General features: G+C 69.2%; 24 protein-coding genes, 1 other RNA gene, 1 pseudogene and 1 riboswitch. Of the genes and pseudogenes, 5 read left to right on the forward strand and 21 right to left on the reverse strand.

Features of this window, described 5'->3' with window-relative positions; all coding sequences use genetic code 11:
• Window positions 1–3: 3 nt before the first annotated feature.
• The 15 genes from ftsA to rsmI all read right to left on the reverse strand — a co-directional run bounded on the left by ftsA (window position 4) and on the right by rsmI (window position 16,665).
• On the reverse strand, window positions 4–1,239 hold the full coding sequence (gene ftsA / locus JI752_RS05330; RefSeq protein WP_216960225.1) for a cell division protein FtsA: 1,236 nt from the start codon (window positions 1,237–1,239) through the stop codon (window positions 4–6).
• Window positions 1,236–1,976, reverse strand: coding sequence for a cell division protein FtsQ/DivIB (locus tag JI752_RS05335; RefSeq protein WP_216960228.1), 741 nt, complete (start codon window positions 1,974–1,976; stop codon window positions 1,236–1,238). Before JI752_RS05335 ends, ftsA begins: the two co-directional genes overlap by 4 nt.
• Window positions 1,973–2,953: a D-alanine--D-alanine ligase gene (locus tag JI752_RS05340; RefSeq protein WP_216960231.1), complete on the reverse strand. Its 981-nt coding sequence runs from the start codon at window positions 2,951–2,953 to the stop codon at window positions 1,973–1,975. Before JI752_RS05340 ends, JI752_RS05335 begins: the two co-directional genes overlap by 4 nt.
• Complete coding sequence (gene murC / locus JI752_RS05345) at window positions 2,950–4,392, reverse strand: UDP-N-acetylmuramate--L-alanine ligase (RefSeq protein WP_216961827.1); 1,443 nt, start codon at window positions 4,390–4,392, stop codon at window positions 2,950–2,952. The genes JI752_RS05340 and murC overlap by 4 nt, the downstream gene beginning before the upstream one ends.
• 8 nt (window positions 4,393–4,400) lie before the next feature.
• The gene (murG, locus tag JI752_RS05350) at window positions 4,401–5,492 is read right to left on the reverse strand and encodes an undecaprenyldiphospho-muramoylpentapeptide beta-N-acetylglucosaminyltransferase (protein ID WP_216960234.1); all 1,092 of its coding nucleotides are present in this window, start codon (window positions 5,490–5,492) and stop codon (window positions 4,401–4,403) included.
• Window positions 5,492–6,817: a putative lipid II flippase FtsW gene (gene ftsW, locus JI752_RS05355; protein ID WP_216960236.1), complete on the reverse strand. Its 1,326-nt coding sequence runs from the start codon at window positions 6,815–6,817 to the stop codon at window positions 5,492–5,494. The genes murG and ftsW overlap by 1 nt, the downstream gene beginning before the upstream one ends.
• Window positions 6,817–7,902, reverse strand: coding sequence for a phospho-N-acetylmuramoyl-pentapeptide-transferase (gene mraY / locus JI752_RS05360; RefSeq protein ID WP_216960239.1), 1,086 nt, complete (start codon window positions 7,900–7,902; stop codon window positions 6,817–6,819). Before mraY ends, ftsW begins: the two co-directional genes overlap by 1 nt.
• Window positions 7,892–9,247 carry a UDP-N-acetylmuramoyl-tripeptide--D-alanyl-D-alanine ligase gene (gene murF, locus JI752_RS05365; protein WP_216961828.1) on the reverse strand — a complete coding sequence of 452 codons (1,356 nt, stop codon included), beginning with the start codon at window positions 9,245–9,247 and terminating at the stop codon, window positions 7,892–7,894. The genes mraY and murF overlap by 11 nt, the downstream gene beginning before the upstream one ends.
• A gap of 29 nt (window positions 9,248–9,276) precedes the next feature.
• Window positions 9,277–10,749, reverse strand: coding sequence for a UDP-N-acetylmuramoyl-L-alanyl-D-glutamate--2,6-diaminopimelate ligase (locus JI752_RS05370; RefSeq protein ID WP_216960242.1), 1,473 nt, complete (start codon window positions 10,747–10,749; stop codon window positions 9,277–9,279).
• Window positions 10,746–12,686, reverse strand: a complete 1,941-nt coding sequence (locus JI752_RS05375; protein ID WP_216960245.1) for a penicillin-binding protein 2 — start codon at window positions 12,684–12,686, stop codon at window positions 10,746–10,748. Before JI752_RS05375 ends, JI752_RS05370 begins: the two co-directional genes overlap by 4 nt.
• Window positions 12,683–12,952, reverse strand: coding sequence for a cell division protein FtsL (gene ftsL, locus JI752_RS05380; RefSeq protein WP_216960248.1), 270 nt, complete (start codon window positions 12,950–12,952; stop codon window positions 12,683–12,685). Before ftsL ends, JI752_RS05375 begins: the two co-directional genes overlap by 4 nt.
• The gene (gene rsmH / locus JI752_RS05385; protein ID WP_216960251.1) at window positions 12,949–14,055 is read right to left on the reverse strand and encodes a 16S rRNA (cytosine(1402)-N(4))-methyltransferase RsmH; all 1,107 of its coding nucleotides are present in this window, start codon (window positions 14,053–14,055) and stop codon (window positions 12,949–12,951) included. Before rsmH ends, ftsL begins: the two co-directional genes overlap by 4 nt.
• A gap of 11 nt (window positions 14,056–14,066) precedes the next feature.
• The gene (gene mraZ, locus JI752_RS05390) at window positions 14,067–14,513 is read right to left on the reverse strand and encodes a division/cell wall cluster transcriptional repressor MraZ (protein WP_216960254.1); all 447 of its coding nucleotides are present in this window, start codon (window positions 14,511–14,513) and stop codon (window positions 14,067–14,069) included.
• Window positions 14,514–15,160: 647 nt separating this feature from the next.
• An RNA gene (gene rnpB, locus JI752_RS05395) (RNase P RNA component class A) lies at window positions 15,161–15,515 on the reverse strand.
• 298 nt (window positions 15,516–15,813) lie between these two features.
• Window positions 15,814–16,665, reverse strand: a complete 852-nt coding sequence (rsmI, locus tag JI752_RS05400) for a 16S rRNA (cytidine(1402)-2'-O)-methyltransferase (protein WP_216960258.1) — start codon at window positions 16,663–16,665, stop codon at window positions 15,814–15,816.
• Window positions 16,666–16,873: 208 nt separating this feature from the next.
• Between rsmI and JI752_RS05405 the strand changes: the two are divergent.
• The 5 genes and pseudogenes from JI752_RS05405 to JI752_RS05425 all read left to right on the forward strand — a co-directional run.
• Window positions 16,874–18,130: pseudogene (locus JI752_RS05405) on the forward strand (penicillin-binding protein activator); the annotation flags it as partial.
• On the forward strand, window positions 18,114–18,494 hold the full coding sequence (locus JI752_RS05410) for a YraN family protein (protein WP_216960265.1): 381 nt from the start codon (window positions 18,114–18,116) through the stop codon (window positions 18,492–18,494). The pseudogene JI752_RS05405 and the gene JI752_RS05410, both read left to right, overlap by 17 nt.
• A gap of 89 nt (window positions 18,495–18,583) precedes the next feature.
• Window positions 18,584–19,588 (forward strand): DUF4349 domain-containing protein, encoded by a 1,005-nt coding sequence (locus JI752_RS05415; protein ID WP_216960268.1) that lies wholly within the window; start codon window positions 18,584–18,586, stop codon window positions 19,586–19,588.
• 1 nt (window position 19,589) lies between these two features.
• Window positions 19,590–20,123: a metal-dependent hydrolase gene (locus tag JI752_RS05420; protein WP_216960271.1), complete on the forward strand. Its 534-nt coding sequence runs from the start codon at window positions 19,590–19,592 to the stop codon at window positions 20,121–20,123.
• A complete protein-coding gene (locus JI752_RS05425; protein WP_216960274.1) occupies window positions 20,120–21,502 on the forward strand; it encodes an FAD-linked oxidase C-terminal domain-containing protein in 1,383 nt (460 codons plus the stop codon). The genes JI752_RS05420 and JI752_RS05425 overlap by 4 nt, the downstream gene beginning before the upstream one ends.
• Before the next feature lie 7 nt (window positions 21,503–21,509).
• Here JI752_RS05425 and JI752_RS05430 read toward each other — a convergent pair whose 3' ends face one another.
• The 6 genes from JI752_RS05430 to JI752_RS05455 all read right to left on the reverse strand — a co-directional run bounded on the left by JI752_RS05430 (window position 21,510) and on the right by JI752_RS05455 (window position 25,596).
• Window positions 21,510–21,695: a hypothetical protein gene (locus tag JI752_RS05430; protein WP_216960279.1), complete on the reverse strand. Its 186-nt coding sequence runs from the start codon at window positions 21,693–21,695 to the stop codon at window positions 21,510–21,512.
• 114 nt (window positions 21,696–21,809) lie between these two features.
• Window positions 21,810–22,769, reverse strand: a complete 960-nt coding sequence (gene thiL / locus JI752_RS05435) for a thiamine-phosphate kinase (RefSeq protein ID WP_342317247.1) — start codon at window positions 22,767–22,769, stop codon at window positions 21,810–21,812.
• A gap of 86 nt (window positions 22,770–22,855) precedes the next feature.
• Complete coding sequence (gene nusB / locus JI752_RS05440) at window positions 22,856–23,317, reverse strand: transcription antitermination factor NusB (protein WP_216960285.1); 462 nt, start codon at window positions 23,315–23,317, stop codon at window positions 22,856–22,858.
• Window positions 23,314–23,781 (reverse strand): 6,7-dimethyl-8-ribityllumazine synthase, encoded by a 468-nt coding sequence (ribH, locus tag JI752_RS05445; protein ID WP_216960288.1) that lies wholly within the window; start codon window positions 23,779–23,781, stop codon window positions 23,314–23,316. The genes nusB and ribH overlap by 4 nt, the downstream gene beginning before the upstream one ends.
• Window positions 23,782–23,865: 84 nt before the next feature.
• Window positions 23,866–24,978 (reverse strand): 3,4-dihydroxy-2-butanone-4-phosphate synthase, encoded by a 1,113-nt coding sequence (gene ribB, locus JI752_RS05450; protein WP_216960291.1) that lies wholly within the window; start codon window positions 24,976–24,978, stop codon window positions 23,866–23,868.
• Between the two features lie 12 nt (window positions 24,979–24,990).
• Window positions 24,991–25,596, reverse strand: coding sequence for a riboflavin synthase (locus JI752_RS05455; RefSeq protein WP_216960294.1), 606 nt, complete (start codon window positions 25,594–25,596; stop codon window positions 24,991–24,993).
• Between the two features lie 173 nt (window positions 25,597–25,769).
• Window positions 25,770–25,962, reverse strand: a riboswitch (FMN riboswitch).
• Window positions 25,963–26,047 lie beyond the last annotated feature (85 nt).

A 26,047-nucleotide genomic window follows, 5' to 3' on the forward strand; every position in this document is an offset into this window, starting at 1 on the left:
TCATCAGAACTCGCCGCGATACCAATTCTTGAGTTTGCTGAAGAAGCTGCCCGCGCGACCGGTCGGAATCACCGGACGCCGCGGGTTCTCGATCTGGCTGCCCATCAGCAACAGGCCCACGCCCGTTGCATGCACCGGGTTGCCGACCACTTCGCCCAGCCCCGTCACGTGCTGCGGAATGCCCACGCGCACCGGCATCTGCAGCATCTCTTCGGCCAGCTCGACCACGCCTTCCATCTTCGCGGCGCCGCCGGTGAGCACCATGCCGGCGCGCACGTGCTGCTCGAAGCCGCTGCGACGCAGTTCGGCCTGGATCATTTCGAAGATTTCCTCGTAACGCGCCTGCACCGCCTGCGCGAGCGACGCGCGCGGCATGCGGCGCGGCGGGCGATCGCCGACGCTGGGCACCTGGATGGATTCTTCCGCCGTCGCCATCTGCGCCAGCGCGCACGCATAGCGAACCTTGATCTGCTCGGCTTCCGGCGTGGGCGTGCGCAGCATGTGCGCGATGTCCTCGGTCACCTTGTCGCCGGCGATCGGCAGGCTCGCGCTGTGCGCGATCGCGCCGCCGACGAACACGGCGATGTCGGTCGTGCCCGCGCCGATATCGACCAGCACGACACCGAGTTCACGCTCGTCGCTGGTCAGCACGGCCTGGCTGGACGCCAGCACGCTCAGGACCAGGTCGTCCACCTGCAAGCCGCAGCGCTGCACGCACTTGCTGATGTTCGCCGCCGCCGACTGCGCGCACACCACCAGGTGCGCATGCACCTCCAGGCGCACGCCGGTCATGCCGACGGGATTGCGGATGCCTTCCTGCGAATCGTCCAGCACGTAGTCGCGCGGGATCGCGTGCAGGATCTTCTGATCGGCGGGAATCGCCACGGCCTTGGCCGCATCGAGCACGCGATCGAGATCACCGTAAGTCACCTCGCCGTCGCGGATCGGCGCGATGCCCTGCGAGTTTCGGCACTGCACGTGGTTGCCGGAGATCGAGGCGTACACCGAGCGGATCTCGCAGCCGGCCATCAGCTCGGCTTCCTCGATGGCGCGCTGGATCGACTGCACCGTGGATTCGATGTCCACGACCACGCCGCGCTTTAGGCCGCGCGATTCGTGCGAACCGATGCCGATCACCTCGATGGGATTGCCCTGGGAATATTCACCCACCAGCGCCACCACCTTGGAGGTGCCGATGTCGAGGCCGACGATGAGCGACTTGTCACCCTTGCGGTTCATGATTGTCCTTGCTGCTGTTGCGGCACCGGCGCCGACACCGGAATCGGCGCCCACGTGAGTGCAAAACCATTGGTGTAACGAAGGTCGGCGCGCTTGAGCACCTGCGCCTGTTGCGAGAGAAGCTGCGGCAGCAGTCGCACGAAACGGCCCAGCCGGGCGCGCGCCTCGCTGCGGCCGACGACGATCCGCGCGCCGTTGTCCAACGCAAGCGTCCAACTGCCGCGCGGATCGAGCTCGACCTCGCGCACCTCCAGACCGATCGGCGCGAACATCGCGCGCGACTCGTTGTAGAGCTCCACGACATCACCGACGCGCGACTCCGGGCCACCGAATTGCGGCAGGCCTTCCGGCACCTGGATGCCCTTGGCCGGGAACAACCGCCCCTGTTGCGAGAGCAACAGGTCGTCGCCCCAGCGCGCGAACGGGCGGTGTTCGTACACCGTCACTTCCAGCACGTCGGGCCAGCGCTTGCGCACTTCCGCACGCTCGACCCACGGCAGCTTCGACACGGCATCCTGCGCCGCCGCCAGATCCACCGCGAAGAAGCCGCGCTGCGCATACGGCAACAGCGTCTTCTGCAGCAGCGCGCCGTCCACGCGTTCGAACTCGGCGGTCGCGCGCAGCTTGGTCAGCGGCCAATGGCCTGCACCGACCCAGCCGTTGAGCACGGCCACGACCGGCAGCACGACCAGCGCTACCGCGAGGATCCATCCGACGAGGCGAAGCATGGCGTTCACGCCACCGCACCTCCTTCGTCGGCCAGGCTGGACTCGAGCACGCGCCAGCACAGTTCATCGAATTCGATGCCGACCTGGCGCGCGGCCTTGGGCACCAGCGAATGACTCGTCATGCCCGGCGCGGTGTTCACTTCCAGCAGGTACAGCTGGCCGGTGGCGCGATCGCGCATGAAGTCGACGCGGCCCCAGCCGCGGCAGCCGGCGGCGACGAACGCTTCGCTTGCGATGCGGCCGATCTCGGTCTCTTCCGCGCCTTCGAGCCCGGGGCACAGGTACTGCGTGTCGTCGGCGATGTACTTGGCGTGGTAGTCGTACCACTCGCCCTTGGGCACGATGCGGATCGACGGCAACGCCACGCCGCCCAGCACCGGCACGGTGAGTTCCTCGCCGACGATGAGCTGCTCCATCAGCATCTCGCCCGGGTAGTTCGCAGCCAGTTCGACGGCCGCCTCGAGGTCCGCATCGTTCAGCACGCGCGAGACACCGACACTGGAGCCTTCACTGGACGGCTTGATGAACACCGGCAGGCCCAGCTGACGGGCAGCGGCGTGCACGTCGTCGCCCTTGGCAAGCCTGACGTAGCGCGGGGTCGGCAGATCGAGGCTCAGCCACACCTGCTTGGTGCGGATCTTGTCCATCGTCAGCGCCGAGCCGAGCACGCCCGAGCCCGTGTACGGCACGCCCAGCGCCTCGCACAGCCCCTGCAGCACGCCGTCTTCGCCGCCGCCCTTGTTGCCGTGGAGGATGTTGAACACGCGGTCGACACTGCCGGCGCGAATCGCGTCGATCAGGGCGGGAATGCCGTCCACCGCAAAGGCGTCTACATTGCGCGAGCGCAACGCTTCGAGCACGTTGCGACCGGAGTCGAGCGAGACCTCGCGTTCGGCGCTGGTACCGCCCATCAGCACGGCGACGCGGCCGAAGGCGGCCGGATCGGTGATCCGGAGCGAACCGATGTTGGCGGGCCGTGCGCTCACTTCTTCTCTCCGTTGGAACCGTCGAAGCCGTTCGCGGCGATCTGCTGCGCGGCGTAGCCGATGTCGCCCGCGCCCATCATCAGCAGCAGGTCGCCATCGTTGAGGACATCGGGAAGCACCGACGACAGATCGCCGGCGCCGCTCACCACGACCGGATCGATGCGGCCGCGCGCGCGGATCGCGCGTGCCAGCGACTTCGCATCGGCACCGGCGATCGGCGCTTCGCCGGCCGGATACACCTCGGTCAGCACGAGCACGTCCACGCTCGACAGCACGGCGGCGAATTCGTCGAACAGATCGCGCGTGCGGCTGTAGCGGTGCGGCTGGAACGCGACGACCAGGCGCTTGTCCGGCCAGCCCCCGCGCGCGGCGGCGAACACCGCCTCCAGCTCCTTGGGATGATGACCGTAGTCGTCGACCAGCTGCACCGTCGCGCCCTTCGACGTGGACGGAGTTCCGAGCAGGTTGAAGCGGCGGCCGACGCCGGCGAAGTTCTGCAACGCGCGCGCGATCGCATCGGCGGCGACGCCGAGCTGCCACGCGACGGAAGCGGCCGCCAGCGCGTTCTGCACGTTGTGGCGGCCCGGCAGCGCGAGCGTGATCGGCGTGCGCGTCGCATCGGGCAGGCACAGCGTGAAGCGCATGTTCGGGCCGTGCTGCTGCACGTCCTCGGCGCGCACGTCGGCATCAATGCTGAAGCCGTAGGTCATCACGTGGCGCGGCGTCTTCGCCGCCAGCGCCGCGACTTCCGCGTCATCGATGCACAGCACGGCCAGGCCGTAGAACGGCAGGCGGTGCATGAATTCCTCGAACGCCGCCTGCACGCGGGCGAAGTCGCCGCCGTAGTTTTCCAGGTGATCGGCGTCGATGTTGGTGACGATGGCGATCTGCGGGTTCAGGCGCAGGAAGCTGCCGTCGCTTTCGTCGGCCTCCGCCACCAGCCATTCGCCCTTGCCCAGGCGCGCGTTCGCGCCTGCGGCGAGCAGCTGCCCGCCGATCACGAACGTCGGGTCGATGCCGCCTTCGGCGAGCACGCTCGCGGCCAGCGACGTCGTCGTGGTCTTGCCGTGCGTGCCGGCCACCGCGATGCCGCGCTTGAAGCGCATCAGCTCGGCCAGCATTTCCGCACGCGGCACGACCGGGATGCGCTGCGCGTGCGCTTCCATCAGCTCGGGGTTGTCGGCCTTGATCGCGCTCGACACGACCACGCAATCCGTGCCCAGTACGTTCGCCGCAGCGTGACCCTTGTTGACGGTCACGCCGAGCTTGGCCAGACGGCGCGTCACCGCGTTATCGGCGTTGTCCGAGCCGGACACCTGATAGCCCAGCGTGCACATCACCTCGGCCAGGCCGCTCATGCCGACGCCGCCGATGCCGACGAAGTGCACGCGCGGGAACGCCTTGGCGAGGTCGCCGGTGTGCTGCAGGCGGCGACGCAGGGCCGTACTCATTCGACTTGCTCCAGAACCAGTTGGGCGACGCGGTCGGCCGCGTCGGGCTTGGCGATCGCGCGTGCGGCCTGCGCCATCTGCAGCAGGGCGCCGCGTTCGCCGAGGATTTCGAGGGTGGCCGACAGACGCTGGCCGAGATCGCCCGCCGTGCCCTGCGGCAGCAACTGCGCGGCACCGCGATCGACGAGGTATTGCGCGTTCTTGGTCTGGTGGTCGTCCACCGCCTGTGGGAACGGCACCAGCACGCTGCCCACGCCGACGGCGCACAGCTCCGCGAGCGTCAACGCGCCGGCGCGGCAGACGACGACATCGGCCCAGGCGTACGCCGAGGCCATGTCGGCGATAAAGGGTTCGACCGAAGCCTGCACGCCCGCCTGCGCGTAAGCGCGCTCGGCTTCCTCGCGCAGCTTCTCGCCACTCTGGTGCCGCACTTCGCACTGCACGCGGCCACGCAGTCCGGCGACGGCCTGCGGCACGGCGCTGTTGAGCGCACGCGCACCCTGGCTGCCGCCCAGCACGAGCACGCGCAGCGGGCCGCTGCGTCCGGCGAAGCGCTGTTCCGGCGGCGCCACCGCCGAGATTTCCGCACGCACCGGATTGCCGACCACTTCCTCGTTCGCGAACGTGCCGGGGAACCCCGTCAGCACATGCCGCGCGAAACGCGCGAGAACGCGGTTGGTCAGGCCCGGTGCGCGGTTCTGCTCGTGCACGATCAGTGGAATGCCGGCCAGTCGCGCCGCCAGACCACCCGGCCCCGCCGCATAACCGCCGAAGCTGATGACCGCGCGCGGCTGTCGCTCGCGCAGTGTCTGCAGTGCGGCGCGCACCGCGCCGATCATGCGGAACGGCGTGGCCAGCAGCGTCGCGACGCCCTTGCCGCGCATGCCGCGCACGGCGATGGTGTCGATGGCGATGCCGTGCTGCGGGACCAGGCGCGTTTCCATCCCGCCTTCGGCACCGAGCCAGAGCACGGGCACGCCGCGCTCGTTGAGTGCCCTGGCGACGGCGAGGCCCGGGAAGATGTGCCCGCCGGTGCCGCCGGCGAGGATCATCACCGGATGCAGGTCGGAGTCGGTCGCAGGCAACATCATGCGATCCTCCCGAGCGTCGGTTCGACGCGCTGCTGCAGGCGGCTGGTGCCGCGCGCGGACGCGGTTGCGGCGGCCGGCTTGCGCGACGGCAGCGGCGTCGCATTCGGTGCGGCGGTTTCGTTCGACGACGGCGTGGGCGACAGCGGCGCGTTGTCGTTGCGCACGCGGGCGACCTGGCGCTGCGCGCGGTCGAGTTCGTACGACACGCGCAGCAGCAGGCCGAGCGCGGCGCAGGTCATGATCACGCTCGAACCGCCGTAGGAAATCATCGGCAGCGTGAGGCCCTTGGTCGGCAGCAGGCCCAGGTTCACGCCGATCGAGACGAAGCTCTGCAGGCTCATCCACAGCGCGATGCCGAAGGCGCAGTAGCCAGCGAAGTGACGGCGCATCTCCACGCACTTCAGGCCGAGCCAGAACGCGCGTCCGGCCAGGGCCGCGTACAGGCCGACGACGGCGCACACGCCCAGGAAGCCGAACTCTTCCGCGATCACGGCCATGATGAAGTCGGTGTGCGCTTCGGGCAGGTAGGACAGCTTCTGCACCGACGCGCCCAGGCCCACGCCCAGCCATTCGCCGCGACCCACTGCCATCAGGGCGTTGGTGAGCTGGTAGCCGGTCTTGAACGGGTCCTGCCACGGATCCAGGAACGAGGTCAGGCGCACGACGCGATACGGCTCCGCGATCGCGACGACCGCCAGCACCGGCAGGCCGATCAGCACCGGGCCGAACATGCGTGGCATGTTCACGCCGCCCAGCACCAGCATGCCGGCGGTGATCGCCAGCAGCAGCGAGGACGAACCGAAGTCCGGCTGCAACAGCAGCATCATCACCAGCGCCACGGCGACGCCGATCGGCTTGAGCATCGCGCCCCAGGTCGCGGTGACCTCTTCGCTGTAACGCTTGAGGTAGCTGGCCAGCCAGACGATGTAGAGCAGCTTCACCGCCTCCACCGCCTGGAAGTTGGAGAAGCCCAGGTTGAGCCAGCGCCGTGCGCCGTTCACGCTGCGGCCGATGCCCGGCACGAACACCGCGATCAGCAGTACGAAGCACACCAGCAGCAGCCACTGATTGTGCTGCTCGATGGTCTTCAGTTCGGTGCGCATCACCCACAGCGCCATCACCAGGCCGATGGCGAGGAACACCACGTGGCGCGTGAGGAAGTAGAACGGACTGACGTCGTGGCCATCGGCGACACCGATCGAAGCCGAGCCGACCATCACCACGCCCAGGCACGCCAACGCGCACGAGATCCCAAGCAGCCACGGGTCGAAGTGGCCGCCGATCGCGTCGAGTCGTGTTGCCTGGCGCGCGGATTCGCTCATCAACGTACCTTCAGCGTGGCCAGGCCGACGAGGACGAGCACCACCGAGATGATCCAGAAGCGCACGATCACGCGCGGCTCCGGCCAGCCCTTGAGCTCGAAGTGGTGGTGGATCGGCGCCATGCGGAACACGCGCTTGCCGGTGAGCTTGAACGAAGCCACCTGGATCATCACCGAGAGCGTCTCGATCACGAAGATGCCGCCCATGATCACCAGCACCAGTTCCTGGCGCACGATCACCGCGATGGTGCCCAGCACGGCGCCCAGCGCGAGCGCGCCGATGTCGCCCATGAACACCATCGCCGGGTAGGTGTTGAACCACAGGAACCCGAGTCCCGCGCCGGCGATCGCCGCGCAGATGATCACCAGTTCACCCGCGCCGGGCACGGCGGGAATCTGCAGGTACTTGGAGAACTCTGCATGGCCCGAGGCGTAGGCGAAGATACCCAGCGCGCAGGCGACCAGCACGGTCGGCATGATCGCCAGACCGTCGAGGCCGTCGGTGAGGTTCACCGCATTGGAGAAGCCGACGATCCACAGGTAGGCGATGGTGACGAAACCGATGCCCGCCAGCGGCAGCGCGATCGACTTGAAGAACGGCACGTAGAAGGTCGTCGCCGCCGGCACGTCGGCGAAGAACCACAGGTACAGGCCGGCGCCGAGGCCGAAGATCGACTGCAGCAGGTACTTCCAGCGCGACTTCAGGCCGTTGGGATCGCGGCGGACGATCTTGATCCAGTCGTCGTACCAGCCGATCGCGCCGAAGGCGAGCATTACCAGCAGCACGATCCAAACGTACTTGTTGCGCAGGTCGCCCCACAGCAGGACCGAAGCCATCACCGTGAGCAGGATCAGCGCGCCGCCCATGGTCGGCGTGCCGGCCTTGGAGAAGTGCGACTGCGGGCCGTCCTTGCGGATCGGCTGGCCGCCCTTGAGCTGGCCGAGCTTGCGGATCACCGCCGGCCCCCACCACAGCGACAGCGCAAGCGCGGTGAGCGCGCTGAGGATGCCGCGGAAGGTGAGATACCCGAACAGACCGAACAGGCTCTGCAGTTGTTCAAGCCAACGCGTGAGTTCAAGCAGCATGGGGTTCCCCTTCTTGCGGGCCCACGAGCGCGGCCACGATCCTGTCCATCGCGCTTCCGCGCGAACCCTTGACCAGCACGCGCACGCCGTCGTGCAGCTCGTTGCCGAGCGCCTGCGCCAGCGCGGTGTGCGTTTCGAAATGCCTGGCGCCCTCGCCGAACGCGGCCGATGCGGCGGCGCTGTACGGCCCGAGCGTGTAGAGACGGCGGATGCCGGCGCCCTTGGCGCGGCGACCTGCCTCGGCGTGCATCGCTTCGGCGTCGGCGCCGAGTTCGCGCATGTCGCCCAGCACCAGCCACGACTCACCGCCGCCTGCGGCGAGCGTGTCGATGGCCGCGGCGAGCGAGCCGGGATTGGCGTTGTAGCTGTCGTCGATGATCACCGCGCCGTTTTCGAGGCGGTGCGAGATCAGCCGGCCGGCGACCGGACGCGCGGCGTTGAGCCCTTCGGCCACCGCCTCCAGCGAAGCGCCTGCGCTCAGCGCCAGACCTGCCGCCGCGAGCGCGTTGCTTACGTTGTGGCGGCCCGGCAGTGCGAGCGCGATCGCCGCTTCGCCCTGCGGCGTCACGAGCACGAAGCGCGAGCCGTCGGCCAGCGCTTCGATGTTGCGCGCGGTGATGTCGGCGCTCGCTTCCAGCCCGAAACGCAGCAGGCGCCGGCCGTGCGCGCGCTCGGCGAAGTACGGCGCGAATGCGTCGTCGGCGTTGATGACGGCGACGCCGTCCGCCGGCAGCGCGTCGTAGATCGCCGCCTTGGTGTCGGCCACGCCGAGCAGGCTGCCCATGCGTTCCAGGTGGCCGGGCGCGATGTTGTTGACGATCGACACGTCCGGACGCGCGATGTCGGTGAGGTACGCGATGTCGCCCGGCTTGCCGGCGCCCATCTCGTAGATCGCGAATTGCACGCCTTCGGGTGCGTCGATGACCGCCAGCGGCAGGCCGATCTCGTTGTTGCGATTGCCCGGCGTGGCGTAGGTGACGCCGACGCGCTGCAGGATCGACAGCGTCAGCGCCTTCACGCTGGTCTTGCCGTTGCTGCCGGTGATCGCCACGACCTTCTGCGCGTTACCTTCCGAAAGCCGTTCGCGATGCACGGCGGCGGCAAAGTCGGCCAGCGCCCGCTCGGTGTCGGCGACGACGATCTGCGCGACGGGCGCATCCACGTCGCGCGATACCAGCGCCGCGGCGACACCGGCCTGCGCGGCCTTGGCGACGTGGTCGTGGCCGTCGAAGCGCTCGCCCTTGAGTGCGACGAACAGCGCTGCGCCCTGCTTCGGCAGCGCGCGGGTGTCGGTGGCGATGGCGTCGACCACGCGGTCCTCACCGACCAGGCGGCCGCGGGTCATGCGCGCGATCTCGGACAGGCGACGCGGCTTCACTGGCGTGCCTCCAGCGCCGCGCGGGCGACCTGCGTGTCGTCGAAGGGATGCTGCACGCCCTGGATGTCCTGGTACGGCTCGTGGCCCTTGCCGGCCACCAGCACGATGTCGTCGGCGCCGGCCATGCCCACCGCGTGCGCGATGGCGGCAGCGCGGTCGCGCTGCACGGTCACGCGCTGCGGATGCGCGAAGCCGGCCATGATGTCGGCGACGATGGCATCGCCGTCCTCGAAGCGCGGGTTGTCGTCGGTGACGATCACCACGTCGGCATGCTGCTCGGCAATGGCGGCCATCTGCGGACGCTTGCCGCGATCACGGTCGCCGCCGCAGCCGAACACGCAGATCAGCCGGGCCTGCACATGGCCTCGCAGCGAAGACAGCGCCTGTTCCAGCGCGTCGGGCGTGTGCGCGTAGTCGATCACCACCAGCGGTGCGACGCCGTCGCCGCCGAGGCGGTTCATGCGTCCGTGGATCGGCCGCAGCAAGGACAGCGTGTCGGCGACCTGCGCCGGCGCATCGCCGAGCGCCAGCAGCACGCCCGCGACCGCCAGCAGGTTGTCGACGTTGAAGCGGCCCAGCAGCGGCGACTGCACCGCATGCGTTTCGCCGTCGACGACTAGGTCGAAGCCGATGCCGGCGTTGTCGAAGCGCAGGTTGTGCGCGCGCAGCGTCGCCGCCGCGTCGTCGCGCGAGCTCACGCCGATCGCGCGCACGCCGGCCGGCAGCGTGCCGATCAGCTCGCGCCCGAATGCGTCGTCGAGGTTGATCACCGCGGCCTTCAACCCCGGCCACGCGAACAGGCGCGCCTTGGCGGCGCCGTAGGTCGCCATGTCGCCGTGGTAATCGAGGTGATCGCGCGTGAGGTTGGTGAACACCGCCACGTCGAAATGCACGCCGTCCACGCGGCCCTGGTCGAGCGCGTGCGAGCTGGCTTCCATCGCGATGGCCTGCGCGCCGTCGTCGTGCATCTGCGCGAGCAGCTCATGCGTCTGCAGCACCAGCGGCGTGGTGAAGCCGGTCGGAACGACCTGGCCATACAGGCCGGCGCCGAGCGTGCCCACGCTGCCGCTGACGATGCCGCGCACGTTCCATGCCTGCGTGAGCAGCTGCACGGTGGAGGTCTTGCCGTTGGTGCCGGTCACGCCGACCACGGTCATCGCCTCGGTGGCGCGGCCGTGGAAGCGGTCGCCCATCTCGCCCAGGCGCTCACGCAGCCCGGGCACGGCGATGGCGTCGTGCGGCGCGGGCAGGTCGTCCGGCGCAGGCGGCTCGAACAGGATCGCGGCGGCACCGGCCGCGCGCGCCTGCTCGACGAAGCGCAGGCCGTGCGCGCCGAAGCCGGCGATCGCGACGAATGCGTTGCCCGGTCGCACCGCACGGCTGTCGAGCACGAGCCCGGTGATGACCAGCTCCGGCGGAATGCCGTCCACGTCGGGCAACAGTTCGGCCAGCGGCATGAGGCGGCTCATCGCGCACCTCCCGGCTGGCTCACCATGCCGGTGGGCAACGGCAGTGCGGCGGCGGAGGCATGGACCGGTGCGGGCAGCACGGCGCCGGTCGGCTTGCCGCCGTTGGCCTTGGCGCGCTTGGCCTCGGCTTCGGCCTGCGCGGCCATCCAGGTGTCGATGTCGTCCGGGGCGACGTCCATCAGACGCAGCGCGCCTTCCATGACGCTCTTGAAGACCGGGCCCGACACGAAGCCGCCGAAGTAACCCTTCGCCGGATCCGGATCGTTGACCACCACCACCATCGAGAAGCGCGGATTGTTCACCGGCACCACGCCGGCGAAGAACGACACGTAGCGGCGCGAGTAGCCGCCGAATTCGTTGAACTTACGCGCCGTGCCGGTCTTGCCGGCGACGTGGTAGCCCAGGATCGCCGCCTGCGTGGCGGTGCCGCCCGGCTCGGTCACGGTCTGCATCATGCGCATGATCTGGCCGGAGATGGCCGGATCGAGCACCTGCACCGGCTCGTGCCGTTCGCCCTTCACGAAGGTCGGCGCGATCAGCTTGCCGCCGTTGCCCAGCGCCGCATACGCCTGCGCGATTTGCAGCGGTGTCGCCGACAGGCCGTAGCCGTAGGACATCGTCTGCTTGGTCGTGCCGCTCCAGCGCGACGGCGGCGCGAGCACGCCCGAGGACTCGCCCGGGAAGCCGCTGTTGGTCTTGCGACCGTAGCCGAAGCGCTTGAGGAACTCGTAGTACTCCTGGTTCGGCAGCTTGGCGACGATCTTCGACACGCCGACGTTGGAGCTCTTGGTGATCACGCCCGTCGTGTCGAGCACGCCGTAGTTGTGGTGGTCGGTCGTGCGGAACCGGCCGTTCGGCATCCAGCCCGGGTTGGTGTCGAAGCGCGTGTGCGGGGTGATCACCCCCGCTTCCAGCGCAGCGGCCACGGTGAGCGGCTTCATCGTCGAACCCGGCTCGATCACGTCGGTCACCGCGCGATTGCGGTGCGTGTCGGGATTGCCGACGGAGAGCGCATTGGGGTTGTAGGTCGGCAGGTTCGCCATGGCCAGTACTTCGCCGGTGGCGATGTCGAGCACGACGGCCGAACCGCTGCTGGCGCCAGTGCGCTCCAGCGCGCCGCGCAGTTCGCGCGTGGCGAGGAACTGGATGCGGCGGTCGATGGTGAGGGTGAGGTCGCGGCCGGGTTCGGCGGCCTTCACCAGGTCCACGCTCTCGACGATGCGGCCGGCGCCGTCGCGGATCACGCGCTTGGCGCCGGGCTTGCCGCGCAGCCAGTCGTCGAACGCGAGCTCAAGGCCTTCCTGTCCCAGGTCGTCGATGTTGGTGAAGCCCAGGATGTGCGCCATCGCTTCGCCCTGCGGGTAGAAGCGGCGGAACTCGCGCTGCGAGAACACGCCCGGCACCTTGTAGGCAAGGATGCGCTTGGCCTCGTCGGGATTGATGCGGCGCTTGAGGTAAACGAATTCCTTGCTCGAGCGCTGGCTGAGCTTGCGTGTCAGCGCATCGGGCGACACGCCCAGCGCCTTCGCCAGCTGCGGGATGCGAGTGGGATTCTTCAGCAGTTCCTGCGGGTTGGCCCAGATCGACTCGACCGGCGTGGACACGGCGAGCGGCTCGCCGTTGCGGTCGGTGATCATGCCGCGCGAGGTCGGGATCGGAATCTCGCGCAGCGAGCGTGCATCGCCCTGCTGGCGATAGAAATCGTTGCTGATGACCTGCAGGTCCAGCGCGCGGCCGACCAGCGCGATCGAGCACAGCCCCAGCGCGCCGCCCACCAGGATAAGCCGGTTGCGCAGGTTGAACGAGGCGCGCACACGGTTCTTGCCGCCGTTGCGATCGCGATCGCCGGCGAACTTCTCACGCAATGCGAGCACGGCATCGAGCGGCCCGCTGCGTCCGGACTTGTTGCCACGCGAATGCTTCGAAGGGCCGTTCATGGACGGATCACCACGGTTTCGGCGCCTTCGGGGAACTTCATGCCCAGGCGGTCGCGCGCGACCTGGTCGATGCGGTTGCTCTCCGCCCAGGTGGCCTGTTCGAGCTGGAGGCGGCCGAACTCGATGTTGAGTTCGTCGCGCGAACGCTCCAGACGGCTGAGCTGCACGAACAGCTGCCGGTGCTCATGGCGCGCCTGCACGACGGCCAGCGCCGAAACGACGTTGGCCACCACCAGCACGCTCAGCAGCAGGCGCACGACGCTCACAGTCGCGCCTCCTCGTGCCGCTCCACAGCAGCCGGGAATCGGGTACGCGGAAGACGGAATCGCCGGAGTTCCGGCTCACCGGGCGCCATCGCTTCCCGCCGGTCTCCACGGCCCGTTGCCGGCTGTGCCGTGTCGGAGACGCCGTCCGAGGCGTTTGCGCCTTCCTCGTTCCCGATTCCCAGCTTTTCCGCCACGCGCAGTACCGCGCTGCGAGCCCGCGGATTGGCCGAGGTTTCTTCGTCGTATGCCTTCTGCGCCGAACCGATCGCGCGCAGCACCGGCGTGAACGCCACCTCTACCGGCATGCGGCGGTTGGCCGGCGGCGCCTTGCTGTGGCGCGCGATGAACTGCTTGACGATGCGGTCTTCCAGCGAATGGAAGCTGATCACCGCGAGCCGGCCGCCGGGCTTCAGGCGCGCCAATGCGGCGTCCAGGCCGGTTTCCAGGTCGACGAGTTCGCGGTTGATGAAGATGCGGATGGCCTGGAAGCTGCGCGTGGCCGGATGGATCTTCTGGTCGCCGCGCGGCACCACGGAGGCAATGAGATCGGCCAGCTGTGCGGTGCGTAGCAGCGGCTGCGCGTCGCGACGGGCCACGATGGCGCGCGCGATCTTGCGGCTCATGCGCTCCTCGCCGTAGGTCCACAGGACGTCGGCGATCTCGCGGTCTTCGGCGCGCGCGAGCCACTGCGCCGCGCTCTCGCCGCTGTCGGGGTCCATGCGCATATCCAGCGGGCCGTCCTTGCCGAAGCTGAAACCGCGCTCGGCGACGTCCAGCTGCGGCGAAGACACGCCCAGGTCGAACAGCACGCCGTCGAGACCGGCGGCGGTTTCGTTCCACTGCGCAAGCTCGGCGAAGCTGCCACGGAAGACCGCGACGCGGGCGTCCTGCGCGAACTCGCGCATCGCCACCGCAATCGCTTCGGGGTCCTTGTCCATGAGCAGCAGACGGCCTCCGGGGCCGAGTCGTTCCAGCACGCCGCGCGCATGACCGCCACGCCCGAACGTGCCGTCCAGGTACGTTCCATTCCCGCGCACGTTCAGGCCGTCGAGCACCTGCGCGTACATCACGGGAAGGTGGCCGGAAAGCGCGCCGCGCTCCATGCCACCCACCGTCACAGCTGAAGGTCGAGCAGCTCCGCGCTCAGATCGTCGTCAGAGACCGTCTGACGGATCTGCGCGTGGTGCGCCTGCTCGCTCCACAGTTCGAACTTGTCGCCCATGCCCAGCAGCACGGCCTTCTTCTCGATGCCGACCGCGGCGCGGTGGCTGGCCGGGATGCTGATGCGCCCGTTGCCGTCGAGCTCGACGAACGCCGCCGCGCCGACGAGCTTGAGCTGCATGCTCCGGTTGACCGCCTTCGCCTTGGGCAGCGCATTGACCTGGTCGCGCAGCCGCTCCCACGCAGCCTGCGGGTACAGGTACAGCGAGCCGGACTCGAAGGGGTTGTAGGTGATGACCAGGCGACCGGCGCATTCACGCGCGACGACGTCACGGTAGACGGTGGGCACCGCCAGCCGGCCCTTGTCGTCAATCGTGATGGCGGTCTCACCCTGGAACATTGAGCACCTGTTGGGGCCGCCTCTAGGCGGGCGACTTGATCCTGGAAAACCACAAAAAACCCGGTTTTCCCTCAGATGCCCACCTTAGGCACGCCCCACAGGGTTGTCAACAAGTTTTAGGGAGCAAATTCACCTGTCTCGTCAATGACTTGCGAAGAACTTCACAGGTTTGTTCAAGACTTATCCACTACCCATTGTTTAGTCTCAAATTTTGAGACTTGACCACCTTGTCGCAGGACATTGGCAAAGCCCGGCCTAATGCCGAAAGGCCGATGCTGCGCCGCAGCACCGGCCTTCCATTTGCGAAAACGATCGGAATCCTTCGATCGATCACCGAGGCCTAACACGCCAGCCACCCTGACGAACGAGCCAGCCCCCTTTAGCAAAGGGGGCGCCGCGGCAGCGGCGGGTAATTGGTGGCGATGCCTCGGGGCCCGAAGTTTCGCTACGCGAAACTTTGGGGTTCTTCCCAGGCCAGCCTGGATCACCCGGACCTAACCCACCGATCACCCTGACGAAAGACGCCAGCCCCCTTTGGTAAAGGGGGCGCGGCGGCAGCCGCGGGGAATTGGAGGCGATGCCTCGGGGCCCGAAGTTTCGCTACGCGAAACTTTGGGGTTCTTCCCAGGCCAGCCTGGGAAGAACAGGCGCGGAGCCGGCCTGTAAGCCGGGTTCTGTCGTGGACAGTCATTCCTCTAGGCGCAGCGTCACCGCTACGCTCAAGCAACCTACCCGGAGACACCGCGGGCCGCGGCATTGCCTCCCTATTTGGTCTTGCTCCCGGTGGGGTTTGCCGTGCCGGTCCGTTGCCGGACTCGCGGTGCGCTCTTACCGCACCGTTTCACCCTTACCACGCACGTCTTGCGACGCCGTTCGGCGGTCTGCTCTCTGTTGCACTTTCCGTCGGCTCGCGCCGCCCAGGCGTTACCTGGCACCGTGCCCTGTGGAGCCCGGACTTTCCTCGGCATCCTTTCGGATGACGCGACTGCCTAGGCCGACTCCGCGAGGCGAATTCTACTGCTTCGCAGCTGAATTCACCTCCCGAAGTTTGCTGCGCAAACTTCGGGCCCCGCGCCGCCACTCCAATTCCCCGCGGCTGCCGCCGCGCCCCCTCTACTAAAGGGGGCTCTGGCTTCGACTACGGAGGGCTGGCTTCGAGGGGGTTGCCTTCGACCAAATGGGCTGTGGCGCCATGCCCGAGCCCGTGTTCCGCGGCGATGCCACCCCAAAAAGCCGTCATTCCCGCGAAGGCGGGAATCCAACTGTCCGGCCTATCACCCTCGCCGCAACGCGGGAGGCATCACTCGTCGGAGTGGTACAAGGCCTTGCGCGGCGCGCCGCTCAGCTCGGCCGCCAGCTTCGCCGCCTGCGACGGCTTCAGATGCTCGGTGAGCTTGGCGTACAGCCGGCGACCCTCGGCGATGGCGGCGTCGGCGTCCTCGCCCGCGCCTTCGACGATCACCACGAACTCCCCCTTGCGCTGGTTCGGATCGGCGGCGACACGCGAGCGCAGTTCGCCCAGCGTGGCATCGAGCACGGTTTCGAACAGCTTGGTCAGTTCGCGTGCGATTACGCCGCGCCGCGATTCGCCGAATGCGGCGGACAGGTCTTCCAGCGACTCTTCGATGCGGTGCGCGGATTCGTAGAAGATCAGCGTGCGCACCTCGCCGGTGAGCCGCGAGAGGCGTTCGCGGCGCGCGGACGCCTTCGCCGGGAGGAAGCCTTCGAATACGAAACGGTCGCTGGGAATCCCCGCCACGCTCAGCGCGGCGATCGCGGCGCACGCGCCCGGCACGGGCGAGACCCGCAGGTTGGCGGCGCGCGCGGCGCGCACCAGGCGGAAGCCGGGGTCGCTTACCAGCGGCGTGCCCGCGTCCGAGACCAGCGCGAATGATTCGCCCGCTTGCAGGCGCGCGACCAGGTGCACGGCCTGCGCTTCCTCGTTGTGTTCGTGCAGCGCGATCAGCGGTCGTTCCAGACCGAAGTGCGAGAGCAGCTGGCGCGTATGGCGCGTGTCCTCGGCGCAGATGGCGTCGACAGTCTTCAGGGTTTCCAGCGCGCGCGCGGAGAGATCGCCAAGGTTGCCGATGGGCGTGGCGACGACGTGGAGGGTGCCGGGGGCCTTCGAGGCGCCTGGTTGGGACGTGTGCATCGTGCGTCTGCGGTGGGGCCGGGTAGAATCCTAACCGGTTCCCTCAAGAACGCCGTGTAGCGGCGCGCGCATGCCGATGATCCAGGCTTCCAACCGTTGGGCAATGAAGTGGATGTTCGCGGCGGCCATCAGTGCCGCGCTGCTGGGCGGTTGCGCCACGGTTTCCACCACCGGCACGTCCAGCTCGCAGCAGAGCCGCAATCCGGCCATCGCCCAGGCCGGCGAGCTCGCCCGCAACGGCGCCGCGCTCACCGGTGCGGCGCGCAGCGCCAATGAGCGCGAGATCGAGCGCCTGCTGTCCACGCTCGACAACGCCACCCTCGCCCGCGAGGCCGCGTCGCTCGCCGCCGGCGACCCGCTCTACAACCACGCCGGCCAGGCGCTGCTGCGCCGCGGCCTGCCGCTGCCGCGGCCGTTCGACCGCACCGGCTGGAACTTCGACGCCGCCAATCGTCCGGCGGCCGAGGGCGACGGTTACCGCCCGCCGGTGAAGGTGGCCGTGCTGCTGCCGATGTCGGGCAATCTCGCCGTCGCCGCTGCGCCGGTGCGCGATGGTTTCCTCGCCGGCTACTACGGCGAACCGCGTCGCCGCCCGGACGTGAGCTTCTACGACACCGCCGACACGGCCGGCGGCGCGCTCGCCGCGTACGACCGTGCGGCGCTGGAAGGCAACGATTTCGTGGTCGGGCCGCTGGGCCGCGACGAGGTCAACGCGCTGTTCTCCAGGGGCCCGCTGCAGGTGCCGGTGCTCGCGCTCAACCGCGGCGATGCCGCGCCGCCGGCCGGCAACGCCAGCTTCTCGCTCTCGCCGGACGACGAGGGCATCGCCGCCGCCGAATACCTGCTGGGCCTCAACGCCAAGCGCGTGCTGGTGATCGCCGCCGCCGACGACACGCAGCAACGCGCCGTCGCCAGCCTGCGCGAACGCCTGGTTGCGCGCGGCGCGACGGTGACCGATGTCGTCGGCGAGGGCACGTCCGATTTCGTGCCCTACGCGCAGAAGGAAGGCGGCGTGGACGCCGTGTTCCTGGCGGTGAAGGGCAGCAGCGCGCGCCTGCTGATGCCCCGCCTCGCCCTCGCCGGCCTGGCCGGCAAACCGCGCGTGGCGACCTCGCAGCTGCTCTCGGGCACCGGCAAGGCCGAGGAAGACCGCGCTCTGGACGGCATCGCCTTCCCGACCGAAATCTGGACCACGCGCGGCGTGCCGGGCCTGCCGCCGGCGGCGATCGCCGCCGCGCAGCTCAACAGCACCAAGGGTCCGGCCGCGCGCCTGTTCGCGTTCGGCTTCGACGCCTGGCAGATCACCGCCTACCTGCAACGACTGGCGACCACCGCCGACGGCCACATCGACGGCGCGACCGGCACGCTGCGCCTGGACGGCTTCGGCAACGTGCAGCGCACGCCGGCCTGGTCGACCTTCACCGCCGGCATCGCCACGCCGCTGGCGGATGCGTCCCGCCGCTGATCGCCGCGCCCGCGGCGCGGCGGTGGAAGCCGCCGCGCGTGCGTACCTGGCTCGCGCGGGACTGCGCGATGTCGCCGCGAACGCGAGCTACCGTTTCGGCGAACTCGACCTGGTGATGCTCGACGGCGCCACACTGGTGTTCGTGGAAGTGCGCTACCGGCGCGACGCACGCTTCGGCGGCGGCGCGGCTTCGATCGACGGGCACAAGCGCCGCAGGATCGTGCAGGCCGCCCACGCCTTCCTCGCACAGCATCCAAAGCACGCGAACGCGCCGTGCCGCTTCGACGTGGTCGAAGCCGACGGCGATCCCGCCTCCCCTCGCCTGAACTGGCTGAAGGACGCCTTCCGCGCCGACGACGTCTGAGGGCAGTTCGTATTGCGCGTGACGATGGGCAACCCCGACTATCGCGGGCATCCGTTGGCCATGACGCCATGACGAGAGGGAACCGATCGATGCGTATCAAGCTCCATGCGGGCCTGCTGGCCTGCGCGTTGGTGTTGGGCGGGTGCTCCAGGCAGGACCACGCGGCCGATGCCGAGAGTGCGGCCGACGCCGCGATGGAGGCCCCCGCCGCGAGCGCGGCCCCCGCTGCAAGCGCGGCCGATGCCGCGATGGACGAGAGCGCGCCCCCCGCCGCGTCGGCTCCGGCGCAGCCCGCCTCCGCACCGGCCGATATGCAGACGCAGCTGGAATCGGCTGTGGCGACGCAGCCCTCGGGCGAACGGCGCTTCATCCGCACCGCCTCGGCCGAATTCCGCGTGGGCGATGTCTCCCGCTCTGCGCTTGCGATCGAGGATCTGGTGGCCCAGCAGGGCGGCTTCGTCGCCAGCAACCGCATCCAGACCCACGTGTTCGAACGGCAGACGCGCCCCAGCGGCGACGGCAAGCTGGTCGAGCTGTCCACGTACACCGTGCGCGGACAGCTGCAGGTCCGCGTGCCCAGCGAGCACACGCAAACGTTCCTGCGCGCGCTCGCGCAGCATGTGGAGTTCCTCGACAACCGCAACTTCGAGGCGGTCGATGCGCAGTTCGAACTGCTGCGCCAGCGCCTGGCGTATGCGCGCCACCAGGACGCGCAGCGTTCGCTCGGCGACGTCGCCGCCGAGCGCGGCAAGACCGGCGAAAAGATCGACGCGATCAACGCGCGCGCCGATGCCCAGACGCAGCGCGATGAAGCGACGATCGCACGGGCGACGCTGGAAGACCGCATCGCTTTCGCCACGATCGACCTGACGCTGTACCAGGCACCTCAGGTGAGCCGCGCCGAACGCATCGACGTCGAAGAGGTCGTGCGTCGCGATGGCCCGGGCTTCTTCGCGCGACTGGGTCATGCGCTGCAGGCGGGCTGGCGCGGCGCGCTGGACGTGTCCATAGCGCTCGCGCTGTTGTGGCCGCTGTGGCTGGCCATGCTGGCGGCGGCGTTCGTCGTGCTGCGCTGGCGCAGGCGCAAGCCCTGACATGCCGACCGTCTTCACCCATGCCGTGGTGCCGCTGGCGATCGGGATTGCACTGGGCCCGCGCGCCATCGATCGACGCTTGCTGCTCGCCGGCGCGGTCGCCGCGGTGCTGCCGGACGCGGACGTCGTCGCGTTCAAGCTGGGCATCGCCTATGCGGACGACTTTGGACATCGCGGCGCCAGCCATTCGCTGGTGTTCGCGGTGACACTGGGCCTGCTCGCGGCCTGCTTCCACGGCGCGCTACGCAGCGCACCATGGAAGGCGGCACTGTGGTGTTTCGCCTGTGCGTTGTCGCATCCGCTCCTGGACGCGCTGACCAACGGCGGGCTCGGCGTCGCGCTGTGGTGGCCCTGGTCGGATGCGCGCCTGTTCGCACCGTGGCGCCCGATCGCGGTGTCGCCGATCGGCGCGGGATTCTTCAGCGCACGCGGGCTTGCGGTCATCGCTTCGGAAATCCGCTGGGTGTGGCTGCCCTGCGCGTTCCTCGCGATGACGATCCTTGCACTGCGCCGGGCAGTATCCTCGCGTCCATGAGTTCTCTGCCGCACGCACTGACGTCCGAACTGCAATCGCTGCTCGGCGACGGCTGGCGCACGGACGCCAGCGAACGTCTCACGTATGCGTATGACAATTCGCGTCGGCAGGCGTTGCCCGACGCCGTCGCGCTGCCGACGACGACCGAACAGGTCGTCGCGCTGGTGCGCGCCTGCCGCGCGGCGCGCGTGCCGGTGATCGCGCGCGGGCGCGGCACCAACACCACCGGCGCGGCGGTGCCGGTCGCGGGCGGCGTGGTGGTGTCGTTCGAACGCATGAACCGCATCCTCGACATCCGCCCCGGCGATCGCTGCGCGGTGGTCGAGCCGGGCGTGCTCAACGGCGACCTGCAGGCGGCGCTGAAACCGCACGGCCTGTTCTGGCCGCCGGACCCGACCAGCGCCGGCTACAGCAGCATCGGCGGCAACCTCGCCTGCAACGCGGGCGGCCCGCGCGCGGTGAAGTACGGCGCCACGCGCGACAACGTGCTCGCGCTGACGGCCGTTACCGGCACGGGCGAGCTCATCCACTGCGGCACCGCCACGACCAAGGGCGCGACCGGCTACGACCTGCAACGCCTGCTGGTCGGCAGCGAGGGCACGCTGGCGTTGATCGTCGAAGCCAGCCTGCGCCTCACGCCCGCCCCGAAAGCACGCCGCGCGCTGCGCGCGATCTACCGTGACGTGTCATCCGCCGCGCAGGCCGTCGCGCGATTGATGGCGCAGCCGGTCACGCCGTCGATGCTGGAATTCATGGACTGCGATGCCGTTCGCCTGGCGCGCGACGTCGGCGGCGCGGACCTTCCGCCCGATGCCGGTGCTTTGCTGATGATCGAAGCCGACGGCGATGCCCAGACATTGCCGCACGACATGGAGGCGTTGATGCGCGCCGCCGACGGCGACGGGCTGGTGTCGCTCGACGATGCCGCCGACGAGTTCGCGCGCGAGAAGCTGTGGGCCGCGCGCAAGGCGCTGTCGCCATCGCTGCGCACGCTCGCGCCGGGCAAGATCAACGAGGACGTGGTGGTGCCGGTGTCGCGCATCCCGCAGCTGGTCGACGGCGTGCAGGCGCTGTCGCGCGAATTCGACCTGCCCATCGTCTGCTTCGGCCATGCCGGCAACGGCAACCTGCACGTCAACCTGCTTTATCACCCCGAGGACGATGCGCAAACCGCGCGTGCGCATGCGGCGATGGCACGCGTGTTCGCACTGACCTTGTCGCTGGGCGGCACGCTGTCGGGCGAACACGGCATCGGGCTGGCCAAGCGCGAGTTCATGCCGCAGGCGATCGACGCACCCACGCTGGCGATGATGCGCGCGGTGAAGGCGGCGTTCGATCCGGACGGGATCCTCAACCCGGGCAAGCTGCTGCCGGATTGACGCGGGTCTAGAGGAACTGGTCGAGCTTGCGCATCACCAGCATCATCCCGACCACCCAGCACAGGATCACCATCACCACCGCGCCCCAGTTGTTGGCCATCCTGCCGCGACGGCGCTGGACCCAGAACCCCACCGCAAGCAGCACGGTGGGCACGATGAAGAACAACAAGCCGAGCAGCAGCCTCGTCTCCACGCGAATCCTCCTTCGGGTTGGTGCCGGCGCAGCGGGTCGCCTCGGTGTTCGCGCGATGCATCGGCGCGTTCGATCTTACGCCGGGGCCGTGACGCTGGCGCGCTCCCTCCGGGCTCAGGTGAAATGCACGAAGCCGGCCCGGGCCGGCTGCCACTGGCTGCCGTCGGCAAGCAGGGCGCGCACCGCGTCGCCCTCCTCGATGCGGCCGATGCGCGCCACCGGCGTGCCGGCCTCGCGTGCGGCACGTTCGACCTCGTCGCGAAGGTCGGGCGATGCGGTGAAGCACAGCTCGTAGTCATCGCCGCCGCTCGCCTGGAGCGCGCGGCGCGTCTCGCCGTCGAACCTTGCGCGCAGGGCGTCGGATGCGGGCAGGCGCTCCAGGTCGATCTGCGCGCCCACGCCGCTGGCACGGCACACATGCGCCAGATCGGCGAGCAGGCCGTCGGACACGTCGATGCACGCATGCGCCACATCGACCAGGCTGCGCCCCAGTGAAAGGCGCGGCGTCGGGCGATCCAGCCGCGCACGCAGCCAGGCATCGCGTGTGCCGCCGTCGCGCCACTGCGCAAGCGCGCCGGCGGCGTCGCCCGGCGTGCCGCTGATCCAGACATCATCGCCCACACGGGCCGCATCGCGTCGCAGTACGCGGCCCGGCGCGGCGAAGCCATGCACGGTGACGCTGATCGACAACGGACCGCGCGTCGTATCGCCGCCGACCAGCGCGACGCGGTGGAGATCGGCCAGGCCGAGGAAACCGTCGAGGAAGGCCTCCACCCAGCGTTCATCGCCGTCGGGCAATGACAGCGACAACGTGCACCACGCCGCCTCCGCGCCCATCGCGGCCAGGTCGGACAGGTTCACCGCCAGCGACTTCCAGCCGATGTCGGCCGGCGCGGTATCGTCGGGAAAATGCACGCCGGCATTGAGCGTGTCGGCCGCGACCACGAGGAGCCGGCCGGGCGGCACGCGCAGCAGCGCGGCGTCGTCGCCGATGCCCAGTTCCACGTCGTCGCGACGGGGAACGCGGCGGCGGATGCGATCGATCAGATCGAACTCGGGCGCGATGCGATGCACTTCAGCCACGATCGTCTCCATCGCGCCGCGGCGCGTGACAGCGGCACAGTCGCGGCGTGAGGAATCGTCCGTGCGCCGCGATGTTCTCAGCGCGCCTTGGGCGCCTTCACTTCCGTTGCGCGCCACTCGGCGGCGGCGTGGTCGAGTACGCCGTTGACGTAGGTGTGACCGTGCTCGGCGCCGAAGCGCTTGGCCGTTTCGATGGCCTCGTTGATCACCACGCGGTACGGCACGTCCGGACGCAGGCGCAGCTCGTAGGCGGCGATGCGCAACACCGCGCGCTCGATCGCGTCGACCTGGTCGATATCGCGGTCGAGGAAGGGCTTGAGCGCCTCGTCCAGTTCGGAGACATGCTGGTCGACGCCGCGCACGAGGTCCTCGAAGTATTCCAGGTCCGCAGGCTCCTTGGCCTGTTCGTGTGCGAACTGCGCAATCACGTCGCGCGCGGTGGCGCCCGACATCTGCCACGCGTAGACGGCCTGCAGCGCGCGGCGACGCGCACGCGAACGGGCAACGGGATCGATTCCATCCGGACGACGACGGTTCATGGCAGTTGCCCCAGCAGGTGACTCATTTCCAATGCGGCCAGCGCCGCCTCTTCGCCCTTGTTGCCGTGCGTGCCGCCGGCGCGGGCCTCGGCGTCCTCGTGACGCTCCACGGCGAGCACGCCGTTGGCGACGGGCAGCCCGTAATCCAGTTGCACACGCATCAGGCCGTCCGAACAACCGTCGGCCACCTGTTCGTAATGGCGCGTGTCGCCGCGCACGACGCAACCCAGCGCGACCACAGCGGCGTGCTTGCCGGCCTTGGCCAGGCGCGTGGCGACCACCGGGATTTCCCAGGCGCCGGGCACGCGGATGACGTCGACCGCGCTTTCGGCCACGCCGTTGTCGGCAAAGGTCTTGCGCGCGCCCGCGACCAGCGTATCGGTGATGCGCGGGTTCCAGCGGCTGGCGATGATCGCGAAACGCGCGCCTTCGGGGCTGCGCAGGTCGCCTTCGTAGTGGGTCATGGGGTGTTCTTCGTGAAGGGCGGGAATTCTAACCCGTCGCGGCTCCCTCCCCTGTTTAGAGGGGAGGGTCGGGGACGCCGGGGTTCAGTGCGGCAATTCGACGTACTCGACCACTTCCAGCCCGAAGCCGGCCAGGCCAATCTGCTTGCGCGGCGTGCCCAGCACGCGCAGCCGGCCCAGGCCCAGGTCGGCCAGGATCTGGCCGCCGGCGCCGTTGCGCCGCCATTCGGCCAGTGCGTGGGCACGGGCGGACGGGGCCTCGTCGGCGTGCTGGGGCGCGCGGATGCGGGCCAGCAGGCTGTCGGCGTCGGCATGGTCGGCCAGCAGCACCAGCGCGCCACGGCCTTCGGCGGCGATGGTCCGCAGCACGTCGCCCACGGCGGGGCCGAAGTCCGGCCGGCGCCAATGCAGCGCGTCCGCCAGCGGGTTCTGCACATGCACGCGCACCAGCGTCGGCGTCGCGGGATCGGGCTCGCCGCGGCGCAGGGCGAAGTGCAGCGCGTGGCTCAGGCGATCGCGGTAGGTGACCAGTTCGAACGGGCCGTGCTCGGTCTCGATCGGGCGCGCGTCGACGCGCTCGACCGTGTGCTCGGTGTTCAGGCGGTAGCGGATTAGCTCTTCGATCGAACCGATCTTCAATCCGTGCTCGGCGGCGAAGGCCTCCAGCTCCGGCCGGCGCGCCATGCTGCCGTCGGGGTTGAGGATCTCCACCAGCACGCCGGCCGGCTCCAGGCCGGCGAGCAGCGCCAGGTCGCTCGCCGCCTCGGTATGGCCGGCGCGGTTGAGCACCCCGCCCGGCTGCGCCTGCAGCGGGAAGATGTGGCCGGGCTGCGACAGGTCGCTCGCCGCCGCGTCGGGCCGCACGGCCGTGCGCACGGTGTGCGCGCGATCGTAGGCGCTGATGCCGGTGGTCACGCCTTCGGCCGCCTCGATGCTGACGGTGAAGTTGGTGTGGTGCGGCGAAGTGTTGTCGCGCACCATCGGCGGCAGGCCGAGCTGACGGCAACGTTCGCGCGTGAGCGACAGGCACACCAGGCCGCGCGCGTGCGTGACCATGAAGTTGATGTCCTGCGGGCGCACGAGTTCGGCGGCCATGATCAGGTCGCCTTCGTTCTCGCGGTCCTCGTCGTCGACGATGACGACCATGCGACCGTTGCGGATCTCTTCGAGCAATTCGGGAATCGGGCTGAAAGGCATGCGTGCGTTCCCTTATGCGTTGACGGCGCGATCGGCCAGCAGCCGTTCGACATAGCGCGCGACGAGGTCGATCTCCAGGTTCACTGCATCGCCCACGTTCGTGTGCGCGAAGCGCGTGTGCGCGACGGTGTGCGGGATCAGCGCGACTTCGAAGCCGGTGTCGTCCGCTTCGTTCACGGTGAGGCTGACGCCGTCGACGCAGATCGAGCCCTTCTTGGCGATATAGCGCAGCAGCGGCGCCGGCGCGGTGAAGCGCCAGCGCTGCGCGCGCGCGTCGGGTTCGATGCGCTCCACGCGGCCCACGCCATCGACGTGCCCGCTGACCAGGTGACCGCCGAGGCGATCGGTCGGACGCATCGCGCGCTCCAGGTTCACCGCGTCGCCGACCGAGAGCGCGCCCAGCGTGGTGAGCGCGAGCGTTTCATTCGATGCATCGGCGGCGAAGCCGCGCGCGTCGAATTCGATGACGGTCAGGCATACGCCGTTGACGGCGATGCTCTCGCCCAGTTGCACGGCGTCGAATGGGAGCGTGCCGACTTCGACGCTCAGGCGGACATCGCCGCCGCGATGCTCGGTGGCGGCCAGCCGGCCGACGCCTTCGATGATGCCGGTGAACATCAGCGCCCTCCCCGCTTCAGGCGCGAAAGGGAGACGAAGGCTACTGGCGAGGTTCCGGCACGCGGATGCGCCGGCGATTGCGGTAGGAGCTGCATATGAAACGTTTCCCGATCAAGAAATGAGCGAAAAACGCCTCAAGGCATGAGGCAGGCGCACGGCACGGGGCCGTGTGCGGCTGTCTTCTTTCATCCGGACTTTCCGGAGCCCACGGTCGCCCGCGATTTCCGACCGTCGGCTCCGGCATTGGACCGGATCTGCTGACCTTCGCGCATTGAGTCTTGCATCAATGTCGAAGCGCTCGCGGGCTCGCACGGACGAACCGTGCCTACCGCCGGTGGGGAGTTCCACCCCGCCCTGAAGACGTTACGAGTTGTTTTTGCCGGCGAACCGGCCCGCGAATTCTAGCACCCGGTCCAGCGCGGGCCCGGCGGATGGTGTGTTCCGGCGATGG

Source organism: Lysobacter sp. MMG2 (assembly GCF_016735495.2).
In the GTDB taxonomy this organism is placed as follows: domain Bacteria; phylum Pseudomonadota; class Gammaproteobacteria; order Xanthomonadales; family Xanthomonadaceae; genus Lysobacter_J.

Coding starts and splice junctions, on each gene's coding strand:
- JI752_RS05375 (WP_216960245.1), bottom strand. CDS start 12,686: ATGAACGGCCCTTCGAAGCATTCGCGTGGCAACAAGTCCGGACGCAGC.
- ftsW (WP_216960236.1), bottom strand. CDS start 6,817: ATGAGCGAATCCGCGCGCCAGGCAACACGACTCGACGCGATCGGCGGC.
- mraZ (WP_216960254.1), bottom strand. CDS start 14,513: ATGTTCCAGGGTGAGACCGCCATCACGATTGACGACAAGGGCCGGCTG.
- JI752_RS05420 (WP_216960271.1), top strand. CDS start 19,590: ATGCCGACCGTCTTCACCCATGCCGTGGTGCCGCTGGCGATCGGGATT.
- ftsA (WP_216960225.1), bottom strand. CDS start 1,239: ATGAACCGCAAGGGTGACAAGTCGCTCATCGTCGGCCTCGACATCGGC.
- nusB (WP_216960285.1), bottom strand. CDS start 23,317: ATGAACCGTCGTCGTCCGGATGGAATCGATCCCGTTGCCCGTTCGCGT.
- murG (WP_216960234.1), bottom strand. CDS start 5,492: ATGTTGCCTGCGACCGACTCCGACCTGCATCCGGTGATGATCCTCGCC.
- JI752_RS05415 (WP_216960268.1), top strand. CDS start 18,584: ATGCGTATCAAGCTCCATGCGGGCCTGCTGGCCTGCGCGTTGGTGTTG.
- murF (WP_216961828.1), bottom strand. CDS start 9,247: ATGACCCGCGGCCGCCTGGTCGGTGAGGACCGCGTGGTCGACGCCATC.
- mraY (WP_216960239.1), bottom strand. CDS start 7,902: ATGCTGCTTGAACTCACGCGTTGGCTTGAACAACTGCAGAGCCTGTTC.
- rsmH (WP_216960251.1), bottom strand. CDS start 14,055: ATGGAGCGCGGCGCGCTTTCCGGCCACCTTCCCGTGATGTACGCGCAG.
- JI752_RS05455 (WP_216960294.1), bottom strand. CDS start 25,596: ATGTTCACCGGCATCATCGAAGGCGTCGGCCGGCTGGCCGCCACCGAG.
- JI752_RS05425 (WP_216960274.1), top strand. CDS start 20,120: ATGAGTTCTCTGCCGCACGCACTGACGTCCGAACTGCAATCGCTGCTC.
- ribB (WP_216960291.1), bottom strand. CDS start 24,978: ATGCCTTTCAGCCCGATTCCCGAATTGCTCGAAGAGATCCGCAACGGT.
- rsmI (WP_216960258.1), bottom strand. CDS start 16,665: ATGCACACGTCCCAACCAGGCGCCTCGAAGGCCCCCGGCACCCTCCAC.
- ribH (WP_216960288.1), bottom strand. CDS start 23,781: ATGACCCACTACGAAGGCGACCTGCGCAGCCCCGAAGGCGCGCGTTTC.
- JI752_RS05370 (WP_216960242.1), bottom strand. CDS start 10,749: ATGAGCCGCCTCATGCCGCTGGCCGAACTGTTGCCCGACGTGGACGGC.
- JI752_RS05410 (WP_216960265.1), top strand. CDS start 18,114: ATGCGTCCCGCCGCTGATCGCCGCGCCCGCGGCGCGGCGGTGGAAGCC.